The 21,601-nt window shown below is 45.8% G+C and carries 18 protein-coding genes and 1 pseudogene; 11 read left to right on the top strand and 8 right to left on the bottom strand.

All coding sequences use genetic code 11. The annotated features are described in order from the left end of the window. Positions 1 to 24 precede the first annotated feature (24 nt). Entirely contained in the window at positions 25 to 795 is a 771-nt protein-coding gene (locus AR383_RS01095) for a dienelactone hydrolase family protein (protein WP_055731459.1), read from the bottom strand. A 193-nt stretch (positions 796 to 988) separates the two neighbouring features. On the opposite strand from AR383_RS01095, the gene sbcB reads away from it, so the two are divergent. Beyond that, positions 989 to 2,401, top strand: a complete 1,413-nt coding sequence (gene sbcB, locus AR383_RS01090; RefSeq protein ID WP_055731458.1) for an exodeoxyribonuclease I — start codon at positions 989 to 991, stop codon at positions 2,399 to 2,401. Between the two features lie 77 nt (positions 2,402 to 2,478). Beyond that, complete coding sequence (locus tag AR383_RS01085; RefSeq protein WP_055731457.1) at positions 2,479 to 3,021, top strand: hypothetical protein; 543 nt, start codon at positions 2,479 to 2,481, stop codon at positions 3,019 to 3,021. Between the two features lie 25 nt (positions 3,022 to 3,046). Here the strand turns inward: AR383_RS01085 and AR383_RS01080 are convergent, their stop codons facing one another. Continuing rightward, a complete protein-coding gene (locus tag AR383_RS01080; RefSeq protein ID WP_055731456.1) occupies positions 3,047 to 4,777 on the bottom strand; it encodes a glycoside hydrolase family 36 protein in 1,731 nt (576 codons plus the stop codon). 167 nt (positions 4,778 to 4,944) lie between these two features. Here AR383_RS01080 and cdd point away from each other — a divergent pair, with 167 nt between their 5' ends. Genes cdd through AR383_RS01065 form a run of 3 tightly spaced genes read left to right on the top strand, consistent with a single transcriptional unit; the run spans position 4,945 to position 8,327 of the window. Continuing rightward, positions 4,945 to 5,784: a cytidine deaminase gene (cdd, locus tag AR383_RS01075; RefSeq protein ID WP_055731455.1), complete on the top strand. Its 840-nt coding sequence runs from the start codon at positions 4,945 to 4,947 to the stop codon at positions 5,782 to 5,784. A 15-nt stretch (positions 5,785 to 5,799) separates the two neighbouring features. Next, positions 5,800 to 6,978 (top strand): formate-dependent phosphoribosylglycinamide formyltransferase, encoded by a 1,179-nt coding sequence (purT, locus tag AR383_RS01070; RefSeq protein ID WP_055731454.1) that lies wholly within the window; start codon positions 5,800 to 5,802, stop codon positions 6,976 to 6,978. Next, positions 6,978 to 8,327 carry a hypothetical protein gene (locus tag AR383_RS01065; protein WP_055731453.1) on the top strand — a complete coding sequence of 450 codons (1,350 nt, stop codon included), beginning with the start codon at positions 6,978 to 6,980 and terminating at the stop codon, positions 8,325 to 8,327. The genes purT and AR383_RS01065 overlap by 1 nt, the downstream gene beginning before the upstream one ends. On the opposite strand, the gene AR383_RS01060 is transcribed toward AR383_RS01065, so the two are convergent. The 3 genes from AR383_RS01060 to AR383_RS01050 all read right to left on the bottom strand — a co-directional run bounded on the left by AR383_RS01060 (position 8,324) and on the right by AR383_RS01050 (position 9,621). After that, entirely contained in the window at positions 8,324 to 8,515 is a 192-nt protein-coding gene (locus AR383_RS01060; protein WP_055731452.1) for a bacterioferritin-associated ferredoxin, read from the bottom strand. The genes AR383_RS01065 and AR383_RS01060 overlap by 4 nt on opposite strands. Positions 8,516 to 8,589: 74 nt before the next feature. After that, positions 8,590 to 9,342: a Nif3-like dinuclear metal center hexameric protein gene (locus tag AR383_RS01055; RefSeq protein ID WP_055731451.1), complete on the bottom strand. Its 753-nt coding sequence runs from the start codon at positions 9,340 to 9,342 to the stop codon at positions 8,590 to 8,592. 75 nt (positions 9,343 to 9,417) lie between these two features. Further along, complete coding sequence (locus AR383_RS01050; RefSeq protein ID WP_055731450.1) at positions 9,418 to 9,621, bottom strand: DUF2517 family protein; 204 nt, start codon at positions 9,619 to 9,621, stop codon at positions 9,418 to 9,420. Positions 9,622 to 10,036: 415 nt separating this feature from the next. Here AR383_RS01050 and AR383_RS01045 point away from each other — a divergent pair, with 415 nt between their 5' ends. Further along, positions 10,037 to 10,756: a DUF5020 family protein gene (locus AR383_RS01045; RefSeq protein ID WP_055731449.1), complete on the top strand. Its 720-nt coding sequence runs from the start codon at positions 10,037 to 10,039 to the stop codon at positions 10,754 to 10,756. A gap of 65 nt (positions 10,757 to 10,821) precedes the next feature. Here AR383_RS01045 and fbp read toward each other — a convergent pair. Further along, positions 10,822 to 11,825 (bottom strand): annotated as a pseudogene (fbp, locus tag AR383_RS01040) (class 1 fructose-bisphosphatase). A gap of 211 nt (positions 11,826 to 12,036) precedes the next feature. On the opposite strand from fbp, the gene imuA reads away from it, so the two are divergent. The 4 genes from imuA to AR383_RS01020 are packed head-to-tail and all read left to right on the top strand — an operon-like array spanning position 12,037 to position 17,769. Continuing rightward, on the top strand, positions 12,037 to 12,663 hold the full coding sequence (gene imuA / locus AR383_RS01035) for a translesion DNA synthesis-associated protein ImuA (protein WP_055731448.1): 627 nt from the start codon (positions 12,037 to 12,039) through the stop codon (positions 12,661 to 12,663). Between the two features lie 14 nt (positions 12,664 to 12,677). Further along, on the top strand, positions 12,678 to 14,060 hold the full coding sequence (locus AR383_RS01030) for a DNA polymerase Y subunit UmuC family protein (RefSeq protein ID WP_055731447.1): 1,383 nt from the start codon (positions 12,678 to 12,680) through the stop codon (positions 14,058 to 14,060). Beyond that, positions 14,060 to 17,116 (top strand): error-prone DNA polymerase, encoded by a 3,057-nt coding sequence (locus AR383_RS01025; protein WP_083481449.1) that lies wholly within the window; start codon positions 14,060 to 14,062, stop codon positions 17,114 to 17,116. Before AR383_RS01030 ends, AR383_RS01025 begins: the two co-directional genes overlap by 1 nt. Before the next feature lie 35 nt (positions 17,117 to 17,151). After that, on the top strand, positions 17,152 to 17,769 hold the full coding sequence (locus AR383_RS01020) for a CDP-alcohol phosphatidyltransferase family protein (protein ID WP_055731446.1): 618 nt from the start codon (positions 17,152 to 17,154) through the stop codon (positions 17,767 to 17,769). A gap of 89 nt (positions 17,770 to 17,858) precedes the next feature. Here AR383_RS01020 and AR383_RS22505 read toward each other — a convergent pair whose 3' ends face one another. Continuing rightward, complete coding sequence (locus AR383_RS22505) at positions 17,859 to 18,578, bottom strand: FadR/GntR family transcriptional regulator (RefSeq protein ID WP_055731445.1); 720 nt, start codon at positions 18,576 to 18,578, stop codon at positions 17,859 to 17,861. A gap of 651 nt (positions 18,579 to 19,229) precedes the next feature. Between AR383_RS22505 and AR383_RS01010 the strand changes: the two genes are divergently transcribed. Continuing rightward, on the top strand, positions 19,230 to 20,366 hold the full coding sequence (locus AR383_RS01010) for a BamA/TamA family outer membrane protein (protein ID WP_229711076.1): 1,137 nt from the start codon (positions 19,230 to 19,232) through the stop codon (positions 20,364 to 20,366). Positions 20,367 to 20,430: 64 nt separating this feature from the next. Here AR383_RS01010 and cra read toward each other — a convergent pair whose 3' ends face one another. Further along, positions 20,431 to 21,414: a catabolite repressor/activator gene (gene cra, locus AR383_RS01005; protein ID WP_055731443.1), complete on the bottom strand. Its 984-nt coding sequence runs from the start codon at positions 21,412 to 21,414 to the stop codon at positions 20,431 to 20,433. Positions 21,415 to 21,601: the final 187 nt, after the last annotated feature.

Below are 21,601 nucleotides of genomic sequence, written 5' to 3'. Positions count from 1 at the left end.
ACCCCCACGCCTAGGTAATCGGGATTAATTAAACACTTCTTTGAACAAGCTATCCATAGCGCGAAATGAACGCGCCGCTGCTTTAGGGTGATAGTCCGCCTTACCTACCGTATTGGCCTGTGGATTGGTAAACGAGTGCACCGCGCCGCCATAAGCAATCAGTTGCCAGTCTACTTTCGCCTCGTTCATTTCTTTTTCAAAGGCCGCCACTTGCTCTGGTGGTACGTAAGGGTCAATTGCACCATGCAGCACTAAAATAGGCGCCTGAATGTTGTTAGCATCGGCAGGATTTGGCGTATCTAAATTGCCATGAAAAGACACCACCGCGGCTAAAGGCTCACCGCCGCGGGCCAATTCCAATACCGCACCACCACCAAAGCAAAAACCAATTGCCGCAACTTTACTTGGGTCGGCATTTGGCGGCAGATTCGCTTTCATCGCGGCTAAGGCCGCTTTGGTTCTTCCCCTTAATAAGGCACGATCACTTCTTAGGACTCCGGCAGCTTTACCCGCCTCGTCAGCGTTAGCCGGGCGCACATCGGTGCCATACACATCGGCCATCATTACTGCGTAGCCCATGGCCGCGATTTTTTTCGCTTTATCTAAAGAACCTGAAGTCGGTCCCATCCAGTTGGGCACCATTAATACCGCTGGCAACTGCTGCTGGCTATCATCGTACACCAAGGTGGATTCAAACTGCTTATCAGCCATTGTATGACTAACGGTTTTGCTCACTATGGCCGCATTCACATTTAAGCACAGCGCCATACCACTAAGTAAACACAGAGTTTTCATATACCGTCCTTTTTTATGGGTGTGAGTTATGCTTAACGTTCAGTGTAGTGGAATAGTTTGTTTCGAATGAAAAATATCCAAAGGAGGCTGTAAACCATGACAAACTCAAGGCTTAGGCACAGAAGCCACGGTATCTAGATAAAACTATGATATGGTTAGCTTGTATCATCATTTCAGTTAAATATTCAGGCGAATGAACGACAACACTTTTTTATTTCACGACTACGAGACCTTTGGCGTTCATCCGGCCAAAGACCGCCCTTGCCAGTTTGCTGCCATTAGAACCGATTGGGATTTAAACCCCATTGGCAAACCAATCGAGCTATTTTGTCAGCCTCCCAATGACTATGTGCCCCACCCTCAGGCCTGCCTAGTAACAGGGATTACTCCGCAAATGGCTATGCAAAAAGGCGTAATAGAAAGTGACTTTATTGCTCGAATTAACCAAGAGTTTAGTCAACCGGGCACCTGTGGGGTCGGTTACAATAGCCTTCGCTTTGATGATGAAGTCACCCGCTATACCTTATTTAGAAATTTTCTCGACCCTTATGAACGGGAATGGAAAAACGGCAATTCTCGCTGGGATTTAATTGACATGGTGAGAGCGTGCTACGCGCTGCGCCCAGAAGGTATAGAATGGCCAACCAACGACGATGGCCTAGTCAGCTTTCGCTTGGAGTTACTCAGTGCGGCCAATGGCCTCAGCCATGCCAATGCCCATGATGCGGTATCCGATGTGTATGCCACCATCGAACTGGCCAAACTAATTAAAGATAAACAACCTAAGCTGTTTAACTACCTACTTAACTTGCGTAATAAGAAAGCCGTAGCCGAACAATTTGACCTGCTTAATAACAAGCCCTTAGTGCATATTTCCGGCATGTTTGGTGCTGCCCAAGGCTGCGCATCGTGGATCCTGCCGCTGTGCTGGCATCCGGTAAATAAAAACGCCATGGTAGTGGTAGACCTTAACAAAGATGCTCAGGTGCTACTGGAACTAAACGCCGAACAAATACATCAACGGCTTTACACTGCCCATAGCGAACTGGCTAGTGATGAAAAACCGGTGCCGGTAAAATTAGTTCATACCAATAAATGTCCAGTTCTGGCGCCTGCCAGCACCCTCAGCCCAGAGCGAGCAGAACAGCTCGGTTTAGATCGCGCACAATGCCGCCAAAGCTTAAACTTGTTAGTCCAGAACAAAGCCGAACTAAGCCAAAAACTTCTACAAGTGTTCAGCATTGAACGTGAATTTGAGCAAGATGACGACCCAGCTTGCGCGCTTTACCGCGGCTTCATTGGTCACGCCGACAAACAACAAATGGAGATGTTACGCGCTAGTGACCCGGCACTTATCAGCAAACAGCAGTTTCAATTTGAGGATCCTCGACTTAATCGACTGATCCTGCCCTACAAAGCCCGTAACTACCCTGAATATTTAACTGAAGCGGAGTTACAACAATGGCAGGCGCATCGACAAACTAGCCTTAGCCAGCAAATAGCCCAGGTTTTTCCTGAGCTAGAAGCCTTAATGAATCAGCATCAAAATGATACCCATAAGGTAAATTTGTTGAAAAATGTCTATAACTACATTGAAAATCTTTAAAAGCGTGACCAAATCATAATTTTATTTTGCTAATGTAGTTATAATTTCGACCGTTTAATTAGGAAGTTAATTAGGTCATGAAAATTCGACACACAACAGCGAGTATTTTTATTCGCGCGGCTTATTTAGCTTTAGGGTTAATCGCCGTGGTTATGCAACCTTGTGTTGCAGAAGACCGTGTCGAACAGCTAAGACCTTCTTCTTTACTACGCCTCAGCGCCGAGCAATTCGCCCTACTGGGTGATGTTTTCGAAAAAGCCTATCAAGATACCGACTTCTCACCCACCTTAACCAACAGCTACTTTTCTAATTCTCAACTCTACGACATGGTCGCCGTACCGGTAATACAAACACCATTTAACGATTTTCGACTTGAACTATTCAGCCACATTTACGACCCTAAATATTCGGTTTATAAACAGCTGAGCGAAAATTCGGTATACCATAATTTGGGGCAACGTCAGTTATCTTACTTAACTAATAAATCAGACATCGCCGTTGGCCTAGGTTTTGTTGCTCCACTCAATGATAAGATGTCGATGAAAACGATTTTGTCTAGTCATGACATTCCAGGCTACGGGGACAGTAAGTTTTCAATAGGCTTAGAATTTAAATACTAAGCCCAGCGTTTAATCGCCGTATATCTTAAAACTCACTTTTTAGTTCAAATACTACCGCGCTATTTACCGCCAATCTTAGCTGCACTTGCAGGTTTTTAGGCTGACAAACAAATTGCTCATCACACCACAATACTTGCCACTGGCTTAAGTCCAGATCCACCAACAACGACAGGCTTTGCTGCGCATCCCAGTTAAACCAGTATTGGCGGACCAACTGACCATTTTGATATTGCTTAGCATGGCCTAAATCACTGCGCTCAAAACGTGCGGCCTCAGGTTGATTCTGCTGCAGTTTCTGCAAAACCTGTTGCTGGCCTGGCTTGAGTTCGAGCAAACGGTCACCAGAAAATACCAGACCACTACTGGCAAGCAAACTCACTCGATGCCAATTATACGCCGCTTGATGAGTTTGCTGCTGAGCGAGATTATTTAGCGTCACGCAATCAGGGTCGTTTTGCCATAAACGCTGATCTTGCCAATTACGGAAGAAGGTCTCTTTAGCGATTTGCTTAAAACGGTCGATGTTTCGTTCAACGTCATCGGCTACTCGCATACCATGTACTAAACCCAAGGAAGGCCACATCGGGGCATTACAACCGAGTATATATGCCTTACCGTCACAGGCCTGATGAATGGTTTGCATACCCATACGATACGCTTCAATTCGCGTTTTATCGCTCTGCGCTCGGTAGCCCTTGGCCAAGGTGCCCCAATAAATCGCATCAAGTTTAAAATAACGCACTCCCCACCGCTGATACATATGGCGAAATACTTTATATAAATAGGCGTTGGCCTCAGGCTGAGTGGTATCTAACACATACCAAGGGGTACAGCGCCACCCTCCATAGGTGACTTTTTCAGCGGCCAAAGGCTGGCCATCTTGGTCTTTAACAAACCACTCAGGGTGTTGCTGGAATAAGCGTGACTCAGCCTGAGCAATAAAAGGCGCGACCCAAATAGCGGGTTCTTTACCCTGTTCTCTAATTTGCTTGCATAAATGCTCAACTCCGCCCGGAAAGCGCTCGGAAGGATGCAACCAATCGCCCATAAACTCTTGGTAACCATCGTCAATAAGCAGATGCTCTAAATACTCATAAGGCCCCACTAATTGCTGCAAATTTTCTGCAATATCGGCGGCGCTGATATCGGCATAGTAGTGATACCACGAGCACCAACCGTTGGGCTTAGTTGGCCAAGTTAGCCGTGGATGATGACGGTTAATAGCGCTAGCAAATTCGGCCAATACCGCTTCCCGGTCGGCACCTTCGCTGACAAACAGATGTTCACTCTCAATGAAGCTGCGCCCAGTCAGCACCAAGGTATCGGCATCGATACCTATCACTAAACGACCATCGGGATAAATTTTAAAATAGCCACTAAAACGCAAACAGGAGCTAAAGCCCAACAAGATGTAACGGCCATTCGTTTCAAGCAGCAATTGATTATAGGCAGTAAAATGGTCGTGATCATCGCTTAAGCGATATTCTCCAGCATCGGGGCAACGGCCAATGGCCTTTATATGCTCTGCTTGACCATAACTTTGGGCTAACATCTGAAAACCTTCGGCATGAAATTTGGCCTGCTGAGGCAGCATACCTGCCAACAAATCCACTTGCCCCAAGCGAATGTTGTGACTAGATAAGTTATCGACTCTCACCACACACTCATTGCCATCCCACTGAGGGGTGTACAGCAACTCATTTCGACTGGGTGATAGGTGCCACTGACGAACCATTTTCAAAACAGAATCAAGCATATAACTATTATCAACACCTTTAGTTAGAATCAAACACGGGATGGCCACAAATAACTAAGACTTCCAGATATCACAGGTAATGGCCTAGCAGGGTGATTATAATCGAAGTGGTAAGCCAATATTCATCAATTGGCACAACGATTGACACATTAAAGGGAACGATTGATATGTCACAAACAGCCCAACAAGACCCTGCATTATTAGAAGCCCTCACTTTGCTTCTTGGTAGCGACACCATCCCCAATAGGCTAAATGCCCAACAAAGCCAAGCGCTCTGCCAGCATTTAGATTGTAGCCCAATAGAATTAGCCGAGCGGATGCTGCCTTTGGCCGCGAGTTTTTCTTTTGCTCCAAAATCCAATTTTCATGTGGGAGCCATCGCGATTGACCAACAAGGGCAACTGTTTTTAGGTGCTAACTATGAATTAGCCTACGGGCCCTTAAGTGGTAGTTTGCACGCCGAACAAAGCGCTATTTTTAACGCACTGAGCCATCAGGCCTCGGCCCTAACCGACTTAGTGATTAATGCCGCCCCTTGCGGTTATTGTCGCCAATTCATTAACGAGCTTGCCGTGGCTAGCCAACTAAAAGTTCACTTTAATCAGCAAAATTACCAGTTTAGCCAACTGCTGCCACAGTCCTTTGGGCCTGATGATTTAGGCGTACAGTCACCGCTAGCCAAATTGAATATCACCAAGGCCGAACAAGCCGTCGATTTTGCCAAGGCTAGCTATGCACCTTATACCCAAGTACAAAGCGCCATGTTCGCTTATCAGGGTGAGCAACGCCTCGCTTGGAGCTGCTATATCGAAAACGTTGCATTTAACCCTTCTATCTCACCGCTTCTCACTTTATTATCGCAGTTAAAATTAAACCACTTAAGCTTGGACAAAGTTGAACGCTTCGAATTATGGGAACATAAAGACAATCAATTCAGCTTTAAGCAAGAATTGGAAAATTTTGCACACCATTCTAATAAAACCATGGTCCACTATGACTACCCTTAATCTAGGAGTATTTACATGTTAGGAACTGCGCTCAGCACTTCTGCCACTAAAGTGTTGTTACTTGGAGCCGGTGAACTTGGCAAAGAAGTCGCCATTGAATTACAACGTTACGGGGTAGAAGTGATAGCGGTTGACCGTTACCCCAACGCCCCGGCCATGCACATTGCCCACCGCAGTTATGTTATTGATATGCTTGATGGCGAGGCCTTAAAGGACTTAGTCTTAAAAGAGCAACCACAGCACATCGTGCCTGAGATTGAGGCGATTGCGACTCAAACCTTGCTTGAATTAGAACAGCAAGGTTTTGCGGTAACCCCCACCGCTCGCGCTACCCAACTCACTATGAACCGTGAAGGTATTCGCCGCTTAGCCGCAGAAACTCTAGGTTTATCTACCTCAGCTTACCAATTTGCTGACACCCTTGAAGAATGCCAACAAGCGGTTGAAAAAGTGGGCTTCCCTTGCGTATTAAAACCGGTAATGAGTTCTTCAGGTAAAGGCCAATCCACCTTAAAAAATGTAGAACAGCTACAAGCAGCATGGGATTATTCGCAACAAGGTGGTCGCACCGGTGCGGGACGGATCATTGTAGAAGGCTTTGTCGATTTTGATTATGAAATCACCCTGTTAACCGTTAGCGCAGTTGATGGCATACACTTCTGTGACCCGATTGGCCATCGTCAAGAAGATGGGGACTACCGCGAGTCTTGGCAGCCTCAAGCCATGTCTGAAGTGGCATTGGCACGCTCGCAAGACATTGCACGCAAAATCGTTAAAGAGCTGGGTGGCTACGGCTTGTTTGGTGTAGAGCTGTTTATTAAAGGCGACGAGGTTTACTTTAGCGAAGTTTCACCTCGCCCGCATGATACCGGCATGGTTACCCTGATTTCTCAAGACCTTTCAGAGTTCGCGCTGCATGCGAAGGCTATTTTAGGCCTGCCCATTAAACAAATTCACCAGTTTGGCGCCAGTGCCTCGGCAGTGATTATGGGCAATGGGACATCCTCTAACTTAGGTTTTGATGGTTTGGCGGAAGCCCTAGATCATGCTAACAGCCAACTACGTCTATTTGGTAAACCTGAAATTGATGGCCAGCGCCGCTTAGGAGTGGCACTTAACCGCAGTGACAGCATTCAGCAAGCTATTCATAACGCCAAGCAGATTGCTGAAAAAGTACAGGTAAAATACTCCTAATGGACTCAGGGGCATTCTCTCTAAACGATGAAGAGTTGGCACTATTATTGGCGCCAAACGCTGCCCCTGCCTCATCAAAACTATTAAGGGTATTGTGGTTTCAATACCCTAGCCAAGCAATTCGTCACTCCATCGAGCATATTTACATAAAAGATTTCGACGAATTGCAACTCCAGCTGCAGCACAGTAACGAGTTTGATGCGCTGATTATTAACAGCCACCAGTTAAGCTCTGAACAACTGGGGCTATTGGCTGATGTGTTAGAAGAACAATCACAAATCTCAGTATTCTTAGTTGGGAAACTGCCCAACATGGCCTTTGATTTGCCGGATTTTGCCTACTGTGCCAGCCCAAATGAGCTACTTGAACAATTCAATTTCTGGTGTGACACCATCAAACAGCAGTATCAAGATTGGACGAATAGCAAAACAGTTTACCGATATAGCCCTAAGCCCAATAAGAACATTGCAGCGGTGTTACAGCAGCTAAACTTCAAGCACAGTCACCCCTGGCATCCATCTTCCACTCGCTCTCTTAGTGCTGCGCAATTGATTATATTTGAGATTGACGATGATGACCCTCAGCTGGTTGAAACGCTAGAAGCACTGACCATGGCGATTCATCGACCGGGAGTGATATTTCTATTTTCAGCACACTCGAGACTTAAAAACAGCATCTTATTGTTTGCGAAACACTACGGCTTAAACCTACTCGCCTCAACGACTGAAGCGGAATTTCAAGCACAACTATTGTTCTTAAGCCGACAATTTTTTCGCCGTTACCGCCACCGATTAAATCAACTCGCACTGAATAGTCAGCACTATCAATATCTAATCAACTCCACCGAGGATAACCGCTTAGTGGGTATTTGGGATTGGCCAGCAAACTCCACCTATAGTGTAAAACAAGCTAAACAGCACTACGCCGTATATTGGCGCCATCACGATGTAGAAGGCTTAATCGAGCATATCGATGAGCGGGTTACGGCCTCATACCGGCATAAATTGTTATTGGTATTTAGTCCTGACCTTCCCACTAGAGAGCTATCTACGCTAATAAGAGTTAAACAGCAAAAAGTAAAACTGGCTTGGCAGCCGGAGTTAATGGCACAGTTAAACAATGCTTATCAGGTGCTCGACTTACTGGATGTTTTAGTGATTACTCTGGATATGTGGGTATTGCTTAACCAAAACAGTGATAATCAATTATTTTGGCAGCAGCTTAAAGATGCTTGCCAGCGACAACAAGTCGGCTTAGCTATATTAGGTGGGCAACTTGATTTGATTAGCGATTGGCGAGATAAGGGCTTCGACTTATTGGTGCATCGCGATGATGAAGAGCCTGTCTAAGCCACTTGATAATAACTAGCGGTAAGAGCCAATTCTTTATTAATGATGGCTTTGGCCATTTTGGCACATTTCCCACATTCAGAAGCTACCCCATGCTGTTTCTTCAAATCAGCCAGAGTTTCGCAGCCCTGATGCACCGCCTGTTTAATTTGCTTATCGGTAATGCCGTGGCAGATACATACAAACATCATTTTACCCCACAATGAAAACTACCGAGATTATATTGCGAACTATTATCATTCGCAATATCTTTTTTTTAAAATTAAACCGGATTATCGATGTCGATGAAATGAGTCTCTAAATCGTACTCTTGGCTTAACCACTCACCCAAGGCTTTCACACCGTAACGCTCAGTAGCGTGGTGTCCGGCGGCGAAATAATCAATTCCCATTTCTCTGGCGGTATGCACGGTGTTTTCAGATATTTCACCGCTAATAAAGGCATCTAGGCCCTGCTCTGCTGCCAAACCTAAATAAGATTGCCCTCCACCGGTGCAGATCCCTACTTTTTGAATCATTTGCTGATTGCAAATATGTAAGGGCTGGCGTTGTAGTACTTGCTCAATACGTTCAGCAAATGCGGCGCCACTCATTGGTTCGGCTAAACGTCCCACCATGGCCACACTGCGCGGATCCCAAGCTTCTAAACCGCGTTTAAGTTGAATCCCCAAACGTTTAGCCAACTGAGCATTATTACCAAGCACTGGATGCACATCTAAAGGTAGGTGGTAAGCATAAAGGTTAATGTCGTGGTTCAACAAAGCTTGCAAGCGACGGCGCTTCATACCAGTGACCACTGGCGCTTCATTTTTCCAGAAAAAGCCATGATGCACTAAAATGGCATCCGCTTTTAAGGCAATGGCCTCATCAATTAAGGCTTGGCAAGCGGTAACACCTGTCACAATACGCTTAACTTCGGAACGCCCTTCTACCTGCAGGCCATTTGGGCAGTAATCTTTAAACTTAACGCTCTCTAAATGTTGATTTAATATGTTTTCTAATCGGGTATTTTTCATAAGGCTTACTCACAAGTATTTCGCATATTGTAAGTAGCCCATGCGCTAGGACACAAGCCCCACAGCCAAAGCAAGTTAAAACAAAATAAATTGTTTAGCGCTTTCAGATTGCTGCATCCAACTAGGACGGTTATTGCGTTTAATCCACTGACGATGTAAAGCACTATAGAATGGCGCTCTAAGGCCAGCTATAGCCACCCAAGGAAAGGCCACCAAGCCCACTAAAAATAGTGCAGTACGGCGAAATAAAAGAACACTGGCAGAAAATTGCTGACTCATATCAAACTCCAACTGGTTAGACCACTAAAGCTTAACCAACAATTGGTAATATAACTACAAAAATAGCTAAAAAATCACCAAATAAGCAAGCGATAAATTAAATGTTTGTAAATTAGCAACAATTAATCAACATTCTCTGTAAAAACTAAGCCCCGCTTTGTTCACCACACTAAGCCTAAAAATAGGGCAAAACACTAACTAACACCCTAACTTAGTGCAATTAAGCTGACTAAGTAATCAAGTCTAAAGATTTCCCCACACTCTAAATAATAAAATAAACCTTTGATATTAAAGAATAAAATAAACACACATAAATCAATATAGCTAATTTATAAATTTTGGCTAAAAAATTGCCTATGTTAGCTAACTGACCGCATGGTCAGATTTAAAAACAAATAAAAGTAAGGGAATACCCATGAAACAAAAAATTGCAGTGGCAACGCTGGCCTTATCAGGCCTATGTTTTGCTGGCCAAGCCAGCGCAGAAATGAACTGGAGCACTTTCAGCTTAAGTTATCTTTACGGTACAGAATATGAATTCACGCCAAACGGTGACATGCAAGTGCTTACCGTTGAGCATGCCAGTGGGCATAGCTGGGGCGACAACTTCTTCTTCGTAGACCGCACTATGCCTAGTAAAGGTGATGCAGGTTTTTACGGCGAGCTTTCTCCGCGTTTAAGCTTTGGCAAACTAGCGGGTAAAGACCTTTCTGTTGGTCCCCTTAAAGATGTATTAATTGCCACCACCATGGAAATGGGTGACGGCTTTACTAACTATCTTTACGGTATCGGTTTTGGTCTAGATGTCCCTGGTTTCCAATACTTCAATCTTAACTTCTACCATGCAAACAACGACGTAGCCGACGATGATGACCAGCTTACTGTTACTTGGGGCGCGCCGTTCAGCATTGGCAGTCAAGATTTCTTAATTGATGGCTTCCTTGACTGGTCGTCAGCCAGTGATACCAACAAATCTGAAATGAACTTTACTCCACAAATCAAATGGAACCTCGGTAAGAACTTTGACACCAGCTCGCCACTTTACCTCGGTGTAGAATACGCGCACTGGAATAACAAATACGGTACCGACATTGATGAACGTGTCGCATCCTTACTAGTAAAATGGCACTTCTAAGCCCTACACACTTGCGCCCCTTTAAAGGGGCGCAATTCTCACTAGCAACTCAAGTGCTCTCGCGGCTACTCATCGGCTGAATACTCTCGCATCATCGCTTCCACTGTTTCCACCATGTTTTGGCTACCACAAAAGAACGGCACTCGCTGGTGTAACTCAGTGGGTACAATATCCATAATTCGATTGAAACCATCACTGGCCTTGCCCCCAGCCTGCTCAATTAAAAAAGCCATAGGATTACATTCATATAATAAACGCAACTTACCTTTGGGCGCCGAAGCGGTAGAAGGATAAATGTAAATCCCCCCTTCAATAAATTTCGATGGAAATCCGACACTAAGGAGCCAATATAACGAGAGGTATAAGGACGCTTACTCGCAGGATCGATCTCCTGGCAGTACTTCAAATATTTCTTCACCCCGGTGGGAAATTTAAGATAGTTACCTTCGTTAATTGAATAGATCACCCCATCACTCGGAATGCGCATATTTTCATGGGACAAGTAAAACACCCCCAAAGAAGGGTCACAGGTGAAACCATGAACCCCGTGTCCGGTGGTATACACCAACATGGTTGACGAACCATATATCACATAGCCTGCCGCCACCTGACAATGGCCGGGTTGGAGAAAGTCTTCTAATACTACCGGAGTGCCGCAGGGGCTGACCCGCCGATAAATAGAAAAAATGGTACCAACAGACACGTTCACATCAATATTTGACGAACCATCGAGGGGATCCATCAAAACCACATATTTGCTATCGGAGCGGGCACTGTCAAAACTGACAAATTCGTCCTCTTCCTCTGAAGCAACACCGCACACCTCTCCCCGGGCTTCTAAAGCGGCTTTAAATTTTTCATTCGCGTACAAATCCAGCTTTTGTTGCACTTCTCCTTGTACGTTCTCTACGCCCGTTGCACCAATAATATCAACCAGTCCAGCCTTGTTGATCTCACGATTCACCACTTTCGCAGCCAAGCGTATTGCACCTAATAGCTGAGTAAGCTCCCCTGTAGCATTGGGAAACTGGTGTTGTTTTTCTATTATGTATTCACCAAGAGTAATCATTGTAATCCCTTATTTAGCTGCACGTTTCCTTGAAAACCTTTTCAGGCCTCAATGTTATTTTGCAAGTATTTACGAAAAATTACCAGCTCACTCAAAATTAGCCCTAAATCAGCAAAAAACATTTGCCAAATGTACAAAAAATAACTACTGTATATCCATACACTGTATAAACAAACAGTACAAAGATAGTTAATTGAGCATGGAGCAAACAATGGCACAACCTATTGAACAACTGCTACAAAGCAACAAAGTATGGCAAGGCAGCCAATGGCAACAAGCGAATATTGATGTTCAGTCAAGTGGCTATAAGCAACTAGACCAACAATTACCCCATCACGGCTGGCCCCACAGTGGACTCACTGAAGTACTGTATGAAAAGCATGGTGTAGGAGAACTACAACTATTGCTTCCCGCTTTGGCAAAGCTAAGCCAACAGGAACGGTGGATTATTTGGGTTGCGCCTCCCTTCATGCCGAATGCTCCTGCCTTACAGCAACATGGAGTAGATATCAGTAAGCTCATCATTGTGCGAGCCAAACAGTGCCAAGATATTCTTTGGACCATTGAGCAAGCCCTAAAGAGTGGCTCTTGTAGCGCAGTTTTAGGCTGGTTAGATCATTTAGATTTGACAGCCAGTCGCCGTTTACAACTGGCCGCTGAGCAAGGTAATTGCCACAGCTATTTGTTCAGGCCACAACAGCAACAGCAACAAAGCTCTAGTGCCAGCGTTCGCCTAGCCGTTAATGTCAGCCAGCGTAGCCAGCAAATTAACTATCACCTACTAAAACGTCGCGGAGCCGCGCCACTGTACAACCAAGAGCTAACGCGACTAAATTAACATTATGAGTCATCATGTATTGGATTTATTTTGAGTTTCCTCAGCTCGCGCTAGACTTGTTGATGCGCGAGCGAGGTAGCCAAGAAGCCTTAGCAATTCACCACAACAAGCAAATAACTCAGGCCAATCTAGCTGCCAAGCAGCTCGGGATCTACCTAGGCTGTTCACTTAACACCGCCTATCAACTCGCACCCCAGCTGCAAGTTTTTCAGCAACAGCAGTCCCAATGCAGCCATTACTTTGCACAACTAGCACAACAGGCCCTCACCTATTCACCACAAGTGGCAAGCCATCCTGATTTTGGCTTATTCATTAGTGGCGCAGGAATGGACGGCATTTACCCCAAACCCTCGCTCCATCTAGAGCAACTCACTCAACATTATCAACAGCAGCAGCTAAGTATGCGCTTCGCCTACGCCAATACACCATTAGCGGCACGTTGGCTCGCTCGTGCACCACAGCTCAATCCAGCCGACTCAGTCAGCACTCCGCTGGCGGAGTTAAATCTCAGTTTAAGTGATTTACCCAGCCAGCAAGTGGCCAGCCTACAGGCCATGGGCTTATACACCATAAAACAACTATGCGCTTTACCTCGCCCAGAGCTGCGTAAACGCTTAGGTGAACACTGTTTATCTTTACTAGACCAAGCTCTCGGCCAGCAGGCTACGCCTCTAGACTTTATTAAAGCCGCACATGTTTATTCTCGGCGCTTTCCTCTACAGGCCGATACCCACAGTGTGCAAGGTCTGATGTTTGCACTAAAGCAAGCTTGCCAAGATTTTCAGCACTGGTTGCGCCAACGCCAGCTATCTAGCAACTTACTGCGGCTGGACTTTGCCTTTCGAGGCAAGCCTCAACAAAGTTTGCCGATTAAAAGTGCCCGTTTATTACAAACCAGCCAAGACTGGCTAGCTCTACTGGCTTTAAAACTAGAGGCTGTAAAGCTCCCTGCTGCGGTACAAGAATTTAGCCTACACTGTCATGCGCTTTATCCCTTAGGGCAGGACGTCAATAGCCTGTTTAAAGCACCGCCGAGCAAAGGCGATCAACTACTGTTTGATCAACTGCATACCCGCTTAGGTGAAGATGTGGTGCACCGACTCAATTGCCACGCCGATTATCGCCCCGAATATGCGAGCCGCTATAGCTCACTGGCTCAGCACACTCCACAAGATTACCCCTTGCCGTTTGCTCGCCCCTGCTGGTTACTTCCACAACTAAAGCCGATTGATATTCGACGCTATACCCTGCTCTCTCAAGCCGAACGCATTGCCAGCGGATGGTGGGACGGCCATAGTATCAATCGCGATTATTATATGGCGCAAAGCCCTGATCAGGGGCTGGCGTGGGTATGCCAAGAAAATCAACAGTGGTTTCTGCATGGTTGGTTTAGCTAATGAGTAACATCGGCTTTGCCGAGCTTAACGCTCAAAGCAACTTTAGTTTTTTATATGGTGCGTCTCACCCAGAAGAATTAGTACAACAGGCCCAGCGCTATGGCTATCAGGCCATTGCCATCACCGATGAGTGCTCACTCAGTGGTGTGGTACGGGCTCACCAAGCCGCCGAAGCACTCGCCATTAAACTGATTATTGGCAGCCAATTTACTACCGAAGAACAATGCCAAGTGGTGGTGCTGGCCAAAAACCTCAGCGGCTATCAACAGCTATGCCGACTGATAACCGAAGCGAGAAGACACAGCTCTAAAGGCCGTTACCAACTGAGCTTAAACCAATTTAAGCAAAATTTAGATCAATGCCTTGTTTTGGTGAAGGCCAATGCAAGCCTGCGCCCCGAACATTTGGCGCAACTTAGCCAACAGCTCAGTCCACTGTATTTATTGCTACATAACGATCTGACACAGCCAACTGAAGTTATGCAGGCCTATCGCCAGTTAGCGAAGGATTTTGAGATTGACTGTGTAGCAACGCTCAATCCCCGAATGCATTTAGCTCAACGAAAAAAATTGGCTGACGTATTAGATGCCATTCGCCAGCACAGCAACGTTCAACAAGCCGGGTTTAAACTCAGCAGTAATGCCGAACGTCGGCTACTGCCATGGCCTCAACTACAGCAGCGTTATTTACATGAAGAGCTACAGCGCAGCTGCCTATTGGCCGCACAGTGTCAATTCAGCCTTAAACAAATTAGTTATCAGTATCCGCAAGATAATGTCCCGGCCGCTTATACCGCGCCACAGTATTTACGCCTACTGGTTGAACGAGGAGCCGAACAGCGTTTTCCTTCATCACTCAGTAGCAAGTTACGTCAGCAAATAGAGCACGAATTAAGCCTGATTAACCAACTTAACTACGAACACTACTTTTTAACCATTTATGACATCGTGGCATTTGCTCGGCGAAAAAACATTTTATGTCAGGGGCGAGGCTCGGCGGCGAATTCCATCGTTTGCTATTGCCTCTATATTACCGAAGTGAATCCCAGCCAAGTCGAGCTGCTATTTGAGCGTTTTATTTCTAAAGAGCGTAACGAGCCGCCCGACATCGACGTGGACTTTGAGCACCAACGCCGAGAAGAGGTAATCCAATATATTTACCAGAAATACGGTCGTGAACGGGCCGCCCTGGCAGCCACTATTGTCACCTATCGCACCCGCAGTGCAATTAACGAAATCGGTAAAGCTCTGGCCATTCCCGAGCCGATTCTTTATCAGTTAAACCAACATATAGATTGGCGAGATAAAACAAGCTCAACCACCACTAAAATTCTACAAGCAGGCTTATTGCCAGAGCACCACGCGCATAACTTTGCCCAGCTAGTAGAACAACTAAGAGGTTTTCCTCGACATTTATCGCAGCACGTTGGCGGCTTTGTCATTGCTCAGGAGCAACTCTGCGATCTGGTGCCCATAGAAAATGCCGCCATGGCGGAGCGCACGATTATTCAATGGGATAAAGACGATCTCGAAGCCCTGCATCTAATGAAAGTGGATGTGCTTGCCTTAGGAATGCTCAGTGCAGTGCGCCGTTGCCTAGATAGCTTAAGTCAACGAGAGCAACGGTCATTCAGTTTAAGTGACATTCCACAAGACGATAGCCGCACTTACGACATGCTCTGCCGGGGCGATAGTGTGGGCGTGTTTCAAGTCGAATCACGCGCTCAAATGAGCATGCTACCGCGCTTAAAGCCGCGCAACTATTACGACTTAGTCATCGAGGTAGCCATTGTTCGGCCGGGACCGATCCAAGGCGATATGGTTCATCCCTATTTACGCCGCCGTAACGGCGAAGAAACCATCGACTATCCCAGCGCGGAAGTACAAGAGGTACTAGCTCGCACCCTAGGCGTGCCTATTTTTCAAGAGCAGGTGATTAAAATTGCCATGGTAGCCGCCGACTTTAGTGGTGGAGAGGCAGACCAGCTTCGGCGCGCCATGGCCAGCTGGAAACGTAACGGTAAGCTGGTTTATTTTCGCGAGAAACTAATCAATGGCATGTGCCAGCGCGGCTATTCTAAAGACTTTGCCGAACGCTTGTTCTCACAAATCCAAGGCTTTGGTGAATACGGTTTTCCCGAGTCGCACTCTGCCAGTTTTGCTTTACTGGTTTATATTTCGGCTTGGTTAAAATGCCATGAACCAGCAGCCTTTTGCTGCGCCTTATTGAACAGTCAGCCAATGGGGTTCTATAGCCCTAGCCAACTATTGCAAGACGCTCAAGCGCATGGGGTTAAAATCCTCCCCATAGACATTAACCATAGCCACTGGGAACATAGCTTAGACTATAGCCAAGATGCCAAAGGAGCGATTCGACTCGGCCTAAAACAGGTGAAGGGATTACATCGGCAACGTTTGAGCACCTTACTGGCCAAACGTCCCCAACAAGGATTTAACCAACTGTTTGAAATTACCTCTTCATTAGATAAAACCAGTTTAGAACTCTTAGCCAGCGCCGATGCTTTTGCCAGTTTAGCCGGACACCGCCACCAAAGCCGCTGGCAAATGAGCGGCAGTGAAGCGCCGCTACCTCTCTTTGCTATGCCTGAAGAAGCCTTCGTCCACCTTAGTCCTCCCAGCGAATTTGCCGATATTCAACAAGATTACCTCAGCACTCAAGTCAGTTTACGCCGTCACCCCTTAGCGTTATTGCGCTCTCATCAGGCATTGAAAAATTGTTACACTCGGGCGCAATTAACTGACTGCCAACACGGTCAATTGGTTAAGGTGGCGGGTTTGGTGGTAGGGCGACAACGCCCCGGCTCTGCTGCCGATGTAACCTTCGTCACCTTAGAAGATGAAACCGGCAATAGCAATGTGGTAGTCTGGTCGGCAAGTGCCAAAGCACAGCGGCAAGTGCTTGTTTCTTCTCGGCTGTTAAAGGTTTATGGTCGGCTAGAACGAAGTGATGAAGTGATCCATATTATCGCTGGCAGATTAGAAGACTGTTCGCACTTACTGGCCGATTTATCGATACGCTCTCGCGATTTTCGCTAGACCATTATTATTCAACCAAGCATGATAGGAACAGCATGTTAGACCCTTATGCGATTAAAATAATTAAGGCCCCTTTAGCCCTTAGCGCCACGCTGCTCGACAAATTAGGTTTAAGCGCAAACCAAATTACCCTCAGTGGTTTTTTACTAGGTTTAACTGCCGTTCCCTTATTGGCCTTGCAACAATATCAACTAGCCTTAGTATTTATTTTATTAAATCGTTTGTTTGATGGTTTAGATGGTGCCTTGGCCAGAAGGCAAGGTTGCAGTGATTTTGGTGGTTATTTGGATATCGTCTGTGACTTCATTTTTTATTCAGCCGTAGTGGTAGGCTTTGCGCTGGCGGATCCGGCCGAAAACGCCCTCGCCGCTAGCATCCTCATTTTCAGCTTCATGGGCACCGGTTCCAGTTTTTTAAGTTTTGCCATTATGGCGGCTAAGCGCCAGATTGAAAGTACCATTTATCCGCATAAATCCTTGTATTACTTGGGTGGACTCACCGAGGGCACTGAAACCATTGGCTGTTTCATATTATTCTGCTTGTTTCCTGAGAATTTCCAGCTTATCGCCTTGATTTTTGCTGCGCTGTGCGGCCTTACCACCATCACGAGGATCCTCGCGGCAAAGGCCACCTTTACAACAGAAAAAAACTAAATACGGCTGCTACATACCATTATTGAATCAACTCACTCTTCTCTATACCTCCCTGTACTGCAGCAGAGTTAGCGATACAGATATAGAGCTTAGGCTAATTCAAGTTCAGGAATACGCTGCGTTGTTAATTTGAGTAAAGCCAAGCAACTTTGCCGCGCTTTGGCCTCATCACCCGCCATAATAGCCTGATATATAGCCGTATGTAGCTTCATCGACTCGTCATCATCTTGAGAAAAGTGACCAGCAAAACCTTGGTACATCACCTGTAATACATTGGCAAAAGGAATATAAAAATTGTTTCCCGTCGCCAAATAAATCAAGCGATGAAACTGTAAATCGGCAGCAAACCACTCGCTTGGCGCATCACTATTCATTAGAGATAGCATCTGCTGGTAGAATTCTGACAATTTCATCCGCTGTTCAGCGCTGGCGTATTTCGCTGCCAAAGCCGCCGCTTCGGGTTCAATGGCTCGGCGCAAGGCCAAAAACTCATTTAATGTTTTATTCACATCGCCCAAACCCGCCATCCAGCTGAGTAACTGCGAATCCAACATATTCCAATGTTCACGGCTTTTAACGCGGGTTCCGATTTTCGGCCGTGATTCTAATAAGCCTTTAGAACTGAGGTGTTTAATCGCCTCGCGCAGCGCAGTTCTACTTACTCCAAATTGCTCACATAATTCCATCTCTGAAGGAATAATACTATTTTGTGGTAATGCACCAGATAAAATTCGTTTCGCAATTTCTCTTGCGACTTGGAGATGTAAGCTACGCGAAGCACCTTCTATCATTGCAAATTCGTTAGCCATAGGGTTCCTTAATACTTTCCTATGTTGGGAAGCACTTATAACACTAATATGTACTTATTTAATTCTGCATAAGCATGAAGCAGACACGTTACCAGATTTAAATTTCTCTGCTAGGAAAAGGCCTATAGCATTTTGAATTTGCTGTACTTTTTTCCGTACACCTAGAATTTAAAGAAGAAAAAACTGTCGCTAATCTGCGACAGCCACGGACAAATAATTAACTCTATAAGTATGACAAAATAGAGGGGTTTTCGACTCCCCCTTCTCAAAAAAGCCAATAAAGTGGTGAAAAGGCGCAAGGATCAAATTGATTGCATCAAGGAAATAAATGAGGCCGAAATCAAATGTATAACATTAATACAAATGTAAAACTTAAATAAGCCAACAGCCACTATAGCAGAATCGGCATATTATGTAGTAAGTCAATTAGAGCTTAAGTAGTATTCCTTATCATCCCAAACTTACGATGATTCTCGCCTAGGCAACCGTCGATAAACCATTTGACGAGTTTCAGGCTCAAAAATAAAAACCGTTAATTATTCGCAGGCCAAACGAGCATTAGCCTGTGGGACGCGCTACTATTTCCATAATTTAGTATTTAGAGTAATGACTATGGACAACCGTTTTACACCAAGGATGGGTATTGCTTTTTTGAGTATCTTGACTCTTCCCTGCCATGCCATTTCTTTTTTAGACCCCATCGACAAGCAGTTCGACATTGGTAGCTACCTAGCTGAAAATGCCTATGGCTTCTTACCCGTGCCGATGATTATCACCGAGCCCGCCGTAGGCTATGGTGGCGGCATAGTAGGAGTATTTTTACATGAATCTGCAGAAGAAAAAGAAGCCCGTAAACAAAAAGCGCTAGCATCATTTGATGGCGGCGCACAACTAATGCCTGCTGGTGTCACCGCGGCAGGTGTAGCCGCTACCCAAAACGGCACTTGGCTAGCCTTTGCTGGCCACCGCCATTCTTGGTTAAAAGACTCTATTCGTTACATTGGTGGTGCTGGCGGCGGTCGTTTTAACATCGATATTTACAGTGATTTAGGCGGCCTACTGCCCAGTGACCGAACAATTAGCTTTGGCACCGAAACCGAAGGGGGAGCAATATTTCAACACGTACAGTTTCGGATTGCCAAAACGCCCCTATTCTTGGGACTAAAGCAAATTTGGTCGCATACCTCATTGTCTTCTGATAACCCAATTGTTGACGCTATATTACGCTCTACGATAGGCGAAACCATGAATAACTCGGGTTTGGGCTTACAGGCTGAATACGACACCAGAGACAATTTATTTTTCCCTAAAAACGGCTACCAAGCCAGCGCAGAATACATGGTTTATAACAAAGCCTTAGGTGGTGACTACAACTACCAAATTCTGCGATTGGATGGACAAATATTCGTTCCCATTACCGAACAGTGGACCATTGCATTTGCTGGCAACTACCAAGATTTCAGCACTAACGAGTATAGCCTGCCGCCCACGGCTCGGCCTTTCATTGAGCTACGAGGTGTCCCCTCATTCCGTTACCAAGGTGACCAAATCGCGGCAGCACAAACTCAAGTAAATTACTTTATTACACCGCGCTGGACAGTTTCTGGCTTCTATGGTCTAGGTTATCGGCAGCAAGAGTCTTTAAAAGACTCGAGCCAAACCGTTGATGCTTATGGTGTAGGTTTCCGCTATCAACTTGCTCGCCGCTACGGCATTCATATGGGGGTAGATTTGGCCGCCAGTAAGGATGACAAAGCCTTTTACATTAGTATGGGCTCTGGCTTCTAAAACACTAGGCATTGCCGCTCACCAAGTGCGGCAATGCCTTGCAATAAAAGCAGCGTTAGACGACTTAACGGGTAAGGAGTTTACGAGGGATGCTACGCGCCCCCTTCGGTGCTTTACCGTTGGCCGCCGCAAAAGCTAACTTCAAGGTGGCATCCGCCACTAATTCTAGCTGCTGCGGTAATGATTGAACCTTAATGGTCAGCATGTTCAATAGAGCGTGATCACCAAAGGTGGCTAATTTCACACGACTGGCTAACTCAGGTTGCTCCACCAACACGTCCATAATACCTTCAAACAAGGTGTAAGACGTTGCCACAATCGCCTCTGGCAGGCATTGTTGTTTAACCCAATTTCGTACAATCGCTGCGGATTCTTCCCGACTAAACCGTTCACCGTATTCCACTTCGGTTTCAATCGGCTCGGCAGCGGCAGCTATCGCTTGATGGAAGCCTTGTTCCCGCTCTTTTGACACCACTAAGTCTTGGGCGGCAGCGACTAGCGCGATTCGTTTGCATCCTAAATCAATCAAGGACTGAGTGAGCTGAAATGCCCCCTCGAGATCATCACTAATAACACTGGCAAAATGCTCAGCATTAAACAATCGGTCTACCGCCACTACCGGAATGCCCTTATTTTGCACCTCTAAATAGTATTCATCCGAGGCGCTTAAGCAACTGGCTACAATCAGCACATCAATCCGCCGGCTAATCAGGCTACTTACAACGGCCTGCTCGTTTTCTGCATCATCATCACTGCTACAAATGATTAAATGATAGCCTTGCTTGCGAGCATCCCGCTCCAACAACTTGGCCAGTTTTGCATAACTGCTGTTCTCAATATCGGGAACCACTAGACCGAAGGTTTTACTAGCCCCTCCTCGCAAGGCGCTAGCAGCATGATTAGGTTGGTAATCATGTTGCTGAACGACCGCCAGCACCCGTTGCTGGGTTTTTTGGCTAATTCGATACTTTTCGGCTTTACCATTAATAACGTAACTTGCCGTCGTTTTAGAGACACCAGCCAGTAAGGCAATTTCGTCCAGCTTCATAATGTCGTCCTGTTAAAACATGCTTTAAAACGATCTCTCGTGATCAAAGTCACTTTTTGTTTACAAATTAGTGAAGAATAATTGCAATACTAGCTGAATCGATTCAGTATGTCATTAATAGTTTGGGTTGCTTCATTTTTGGCATTCAAACTTTTTTTATAAACCAAATGCTGAATCGGTTCAGCCA

It is taken from the genome of Agarivorans gilvus, assembly GCF_001420915.1.
In the GTDB taxonomy this organism is placed as follows: Bacteria; Pseudomonadota; Gammaproteobacteria; order Enterobacterales; family Celerinatantimonadaceae; genus Agarivorans; species Agarivorans gilvus.
The sequence above is the reverse complement of the archived record's forward strand: the minus strand, read 5'-3'. Positions and strand labels throughout refer to the sequence as shown.

What these genes read in the sequence shown, in the direction of transcription:
- AR383_RS01055 (WP_055731451.1), bottom strand. Translation starts at nt 9,342, where the DNA reads ATGAAAAATACCCGATTAGAAAACATATTAAATCAACATTTAGAGAGC.
- AR383_RS01060 (WP_055731452.1), bottom strand. Translation starts at nt 8,515, where the DNA reads ATGTTTGTATGTATCTGCCACGGCATTACCGATAAGCAAATTAAACAG.
- purT (WP_055731454.1), top strand. Translation starts at nt 5,800, where the DNA reads ATGTTAGGAACTGCGCTCAGCACTTCTGCCACTAAAGTGTTGTTACTT.
- cdd (WP_055731455.1), top strand. Translation starts at nt 4,945, where the DNA reads ATGTCACAAACAGCCCAACAAGACCCTGCATTATTAGAAGCCCTCACT.
- AR383_RS01030 (WP_055731447.1), top strand. Translation starts at nt 12,678, where the DNA reads ATGTATTGGATTTATTTTGAGTTTCCTCAGCTCGCGCTAGACTTGTTG.
- AR383_RS01095 (WP_055731459.1), bottom strand. Translation starts at nt 795, where the DNA reads ATGAAAACTCTGTGTTTACTTAGTGGTATGGCGCTGTGCTTAAATGTG.
- AR383_RS22505 (WP_055731445.1), bottom strand. Translation starts at nt 18,578, where the DNA reads ATGGCTAACGAATTTGCAATGATAGAAGGTGCTTCGCGTAGCTTACAT.
- AR383_RS01065 (WP_055731453.1), top strand. Translation starts at nt 6,978, where the DNA reads ATGGACTCAGGGGCATTCTCTCTAAACGATGAAGAGTTGGCACTATTA.
- AR383_RS01025 (WP_083481449.1), top strand. Translation starts at nt 14,060, where the DNA reads ATGAGTAACATCGGCTTTGCCGAGCTTAACGCTCAAAGCAACTTTAGT.
- cra (WP_055731443.1), bottom strand. Translation starts at nt 21,414, where the DNA reads ATGAAGCTGGACGAAATTGCCTTACTGGCTGGTGTCTCTAAAACGACG.
- AR383_RS01050 (WP_055731450.1), bottom strand. Translation starts at nt 9,621, where the DNA reads ATGAGTCAGCAATTTTCTGCCAGTGTTCTTTTATTTCGCCGTACTGCA.
- AR383_RS01085 (WP_055731457.1), top strand. Translation starts at nt 2,479, where the DNA reads ATGAAAATTCGACACACAACAGCGAGTATTTTTATTCGCGCGGCTTAT.
- imuA (WP_055731448.1), top strand. Translation starts at nt 12,037, where the DNA reads ATGGCACAACCTATTGAACAACTGCTACAAAGCAACAAAGTATGGCAA.
- sbcB (WP_055731458.1), top strand. Translation starts at nt 989, where the DNA reads ATGAACGACAACACTTTTTTATTTCACGACTACGAGACCTTTGGCGTT.
- AR383_RS01080 (WP_055731456.1), bottom strand. Translation starts at nt 4,777, where the DNA reads ATGCTTGATTCTGTTTTGAAAATGGTTCGTCAGTGGCACCTATCACCC.
- AR383_RS01045 (WP_055731449.1), top strand. Translation starts at nt 10,037, where the DNA reads ATGAAACAAAAAATTGCAGTGGCAACGCTGGCCTTATCAGGCCTATGT.
- AR383_RS01020 (WP_055731446.1), top strand. Translation starts at nt 17,152, where the DNA reads ATGTTAGACCCTTATGCGATTAAAATAATTAAGGCCCCTTTAGCCCTT.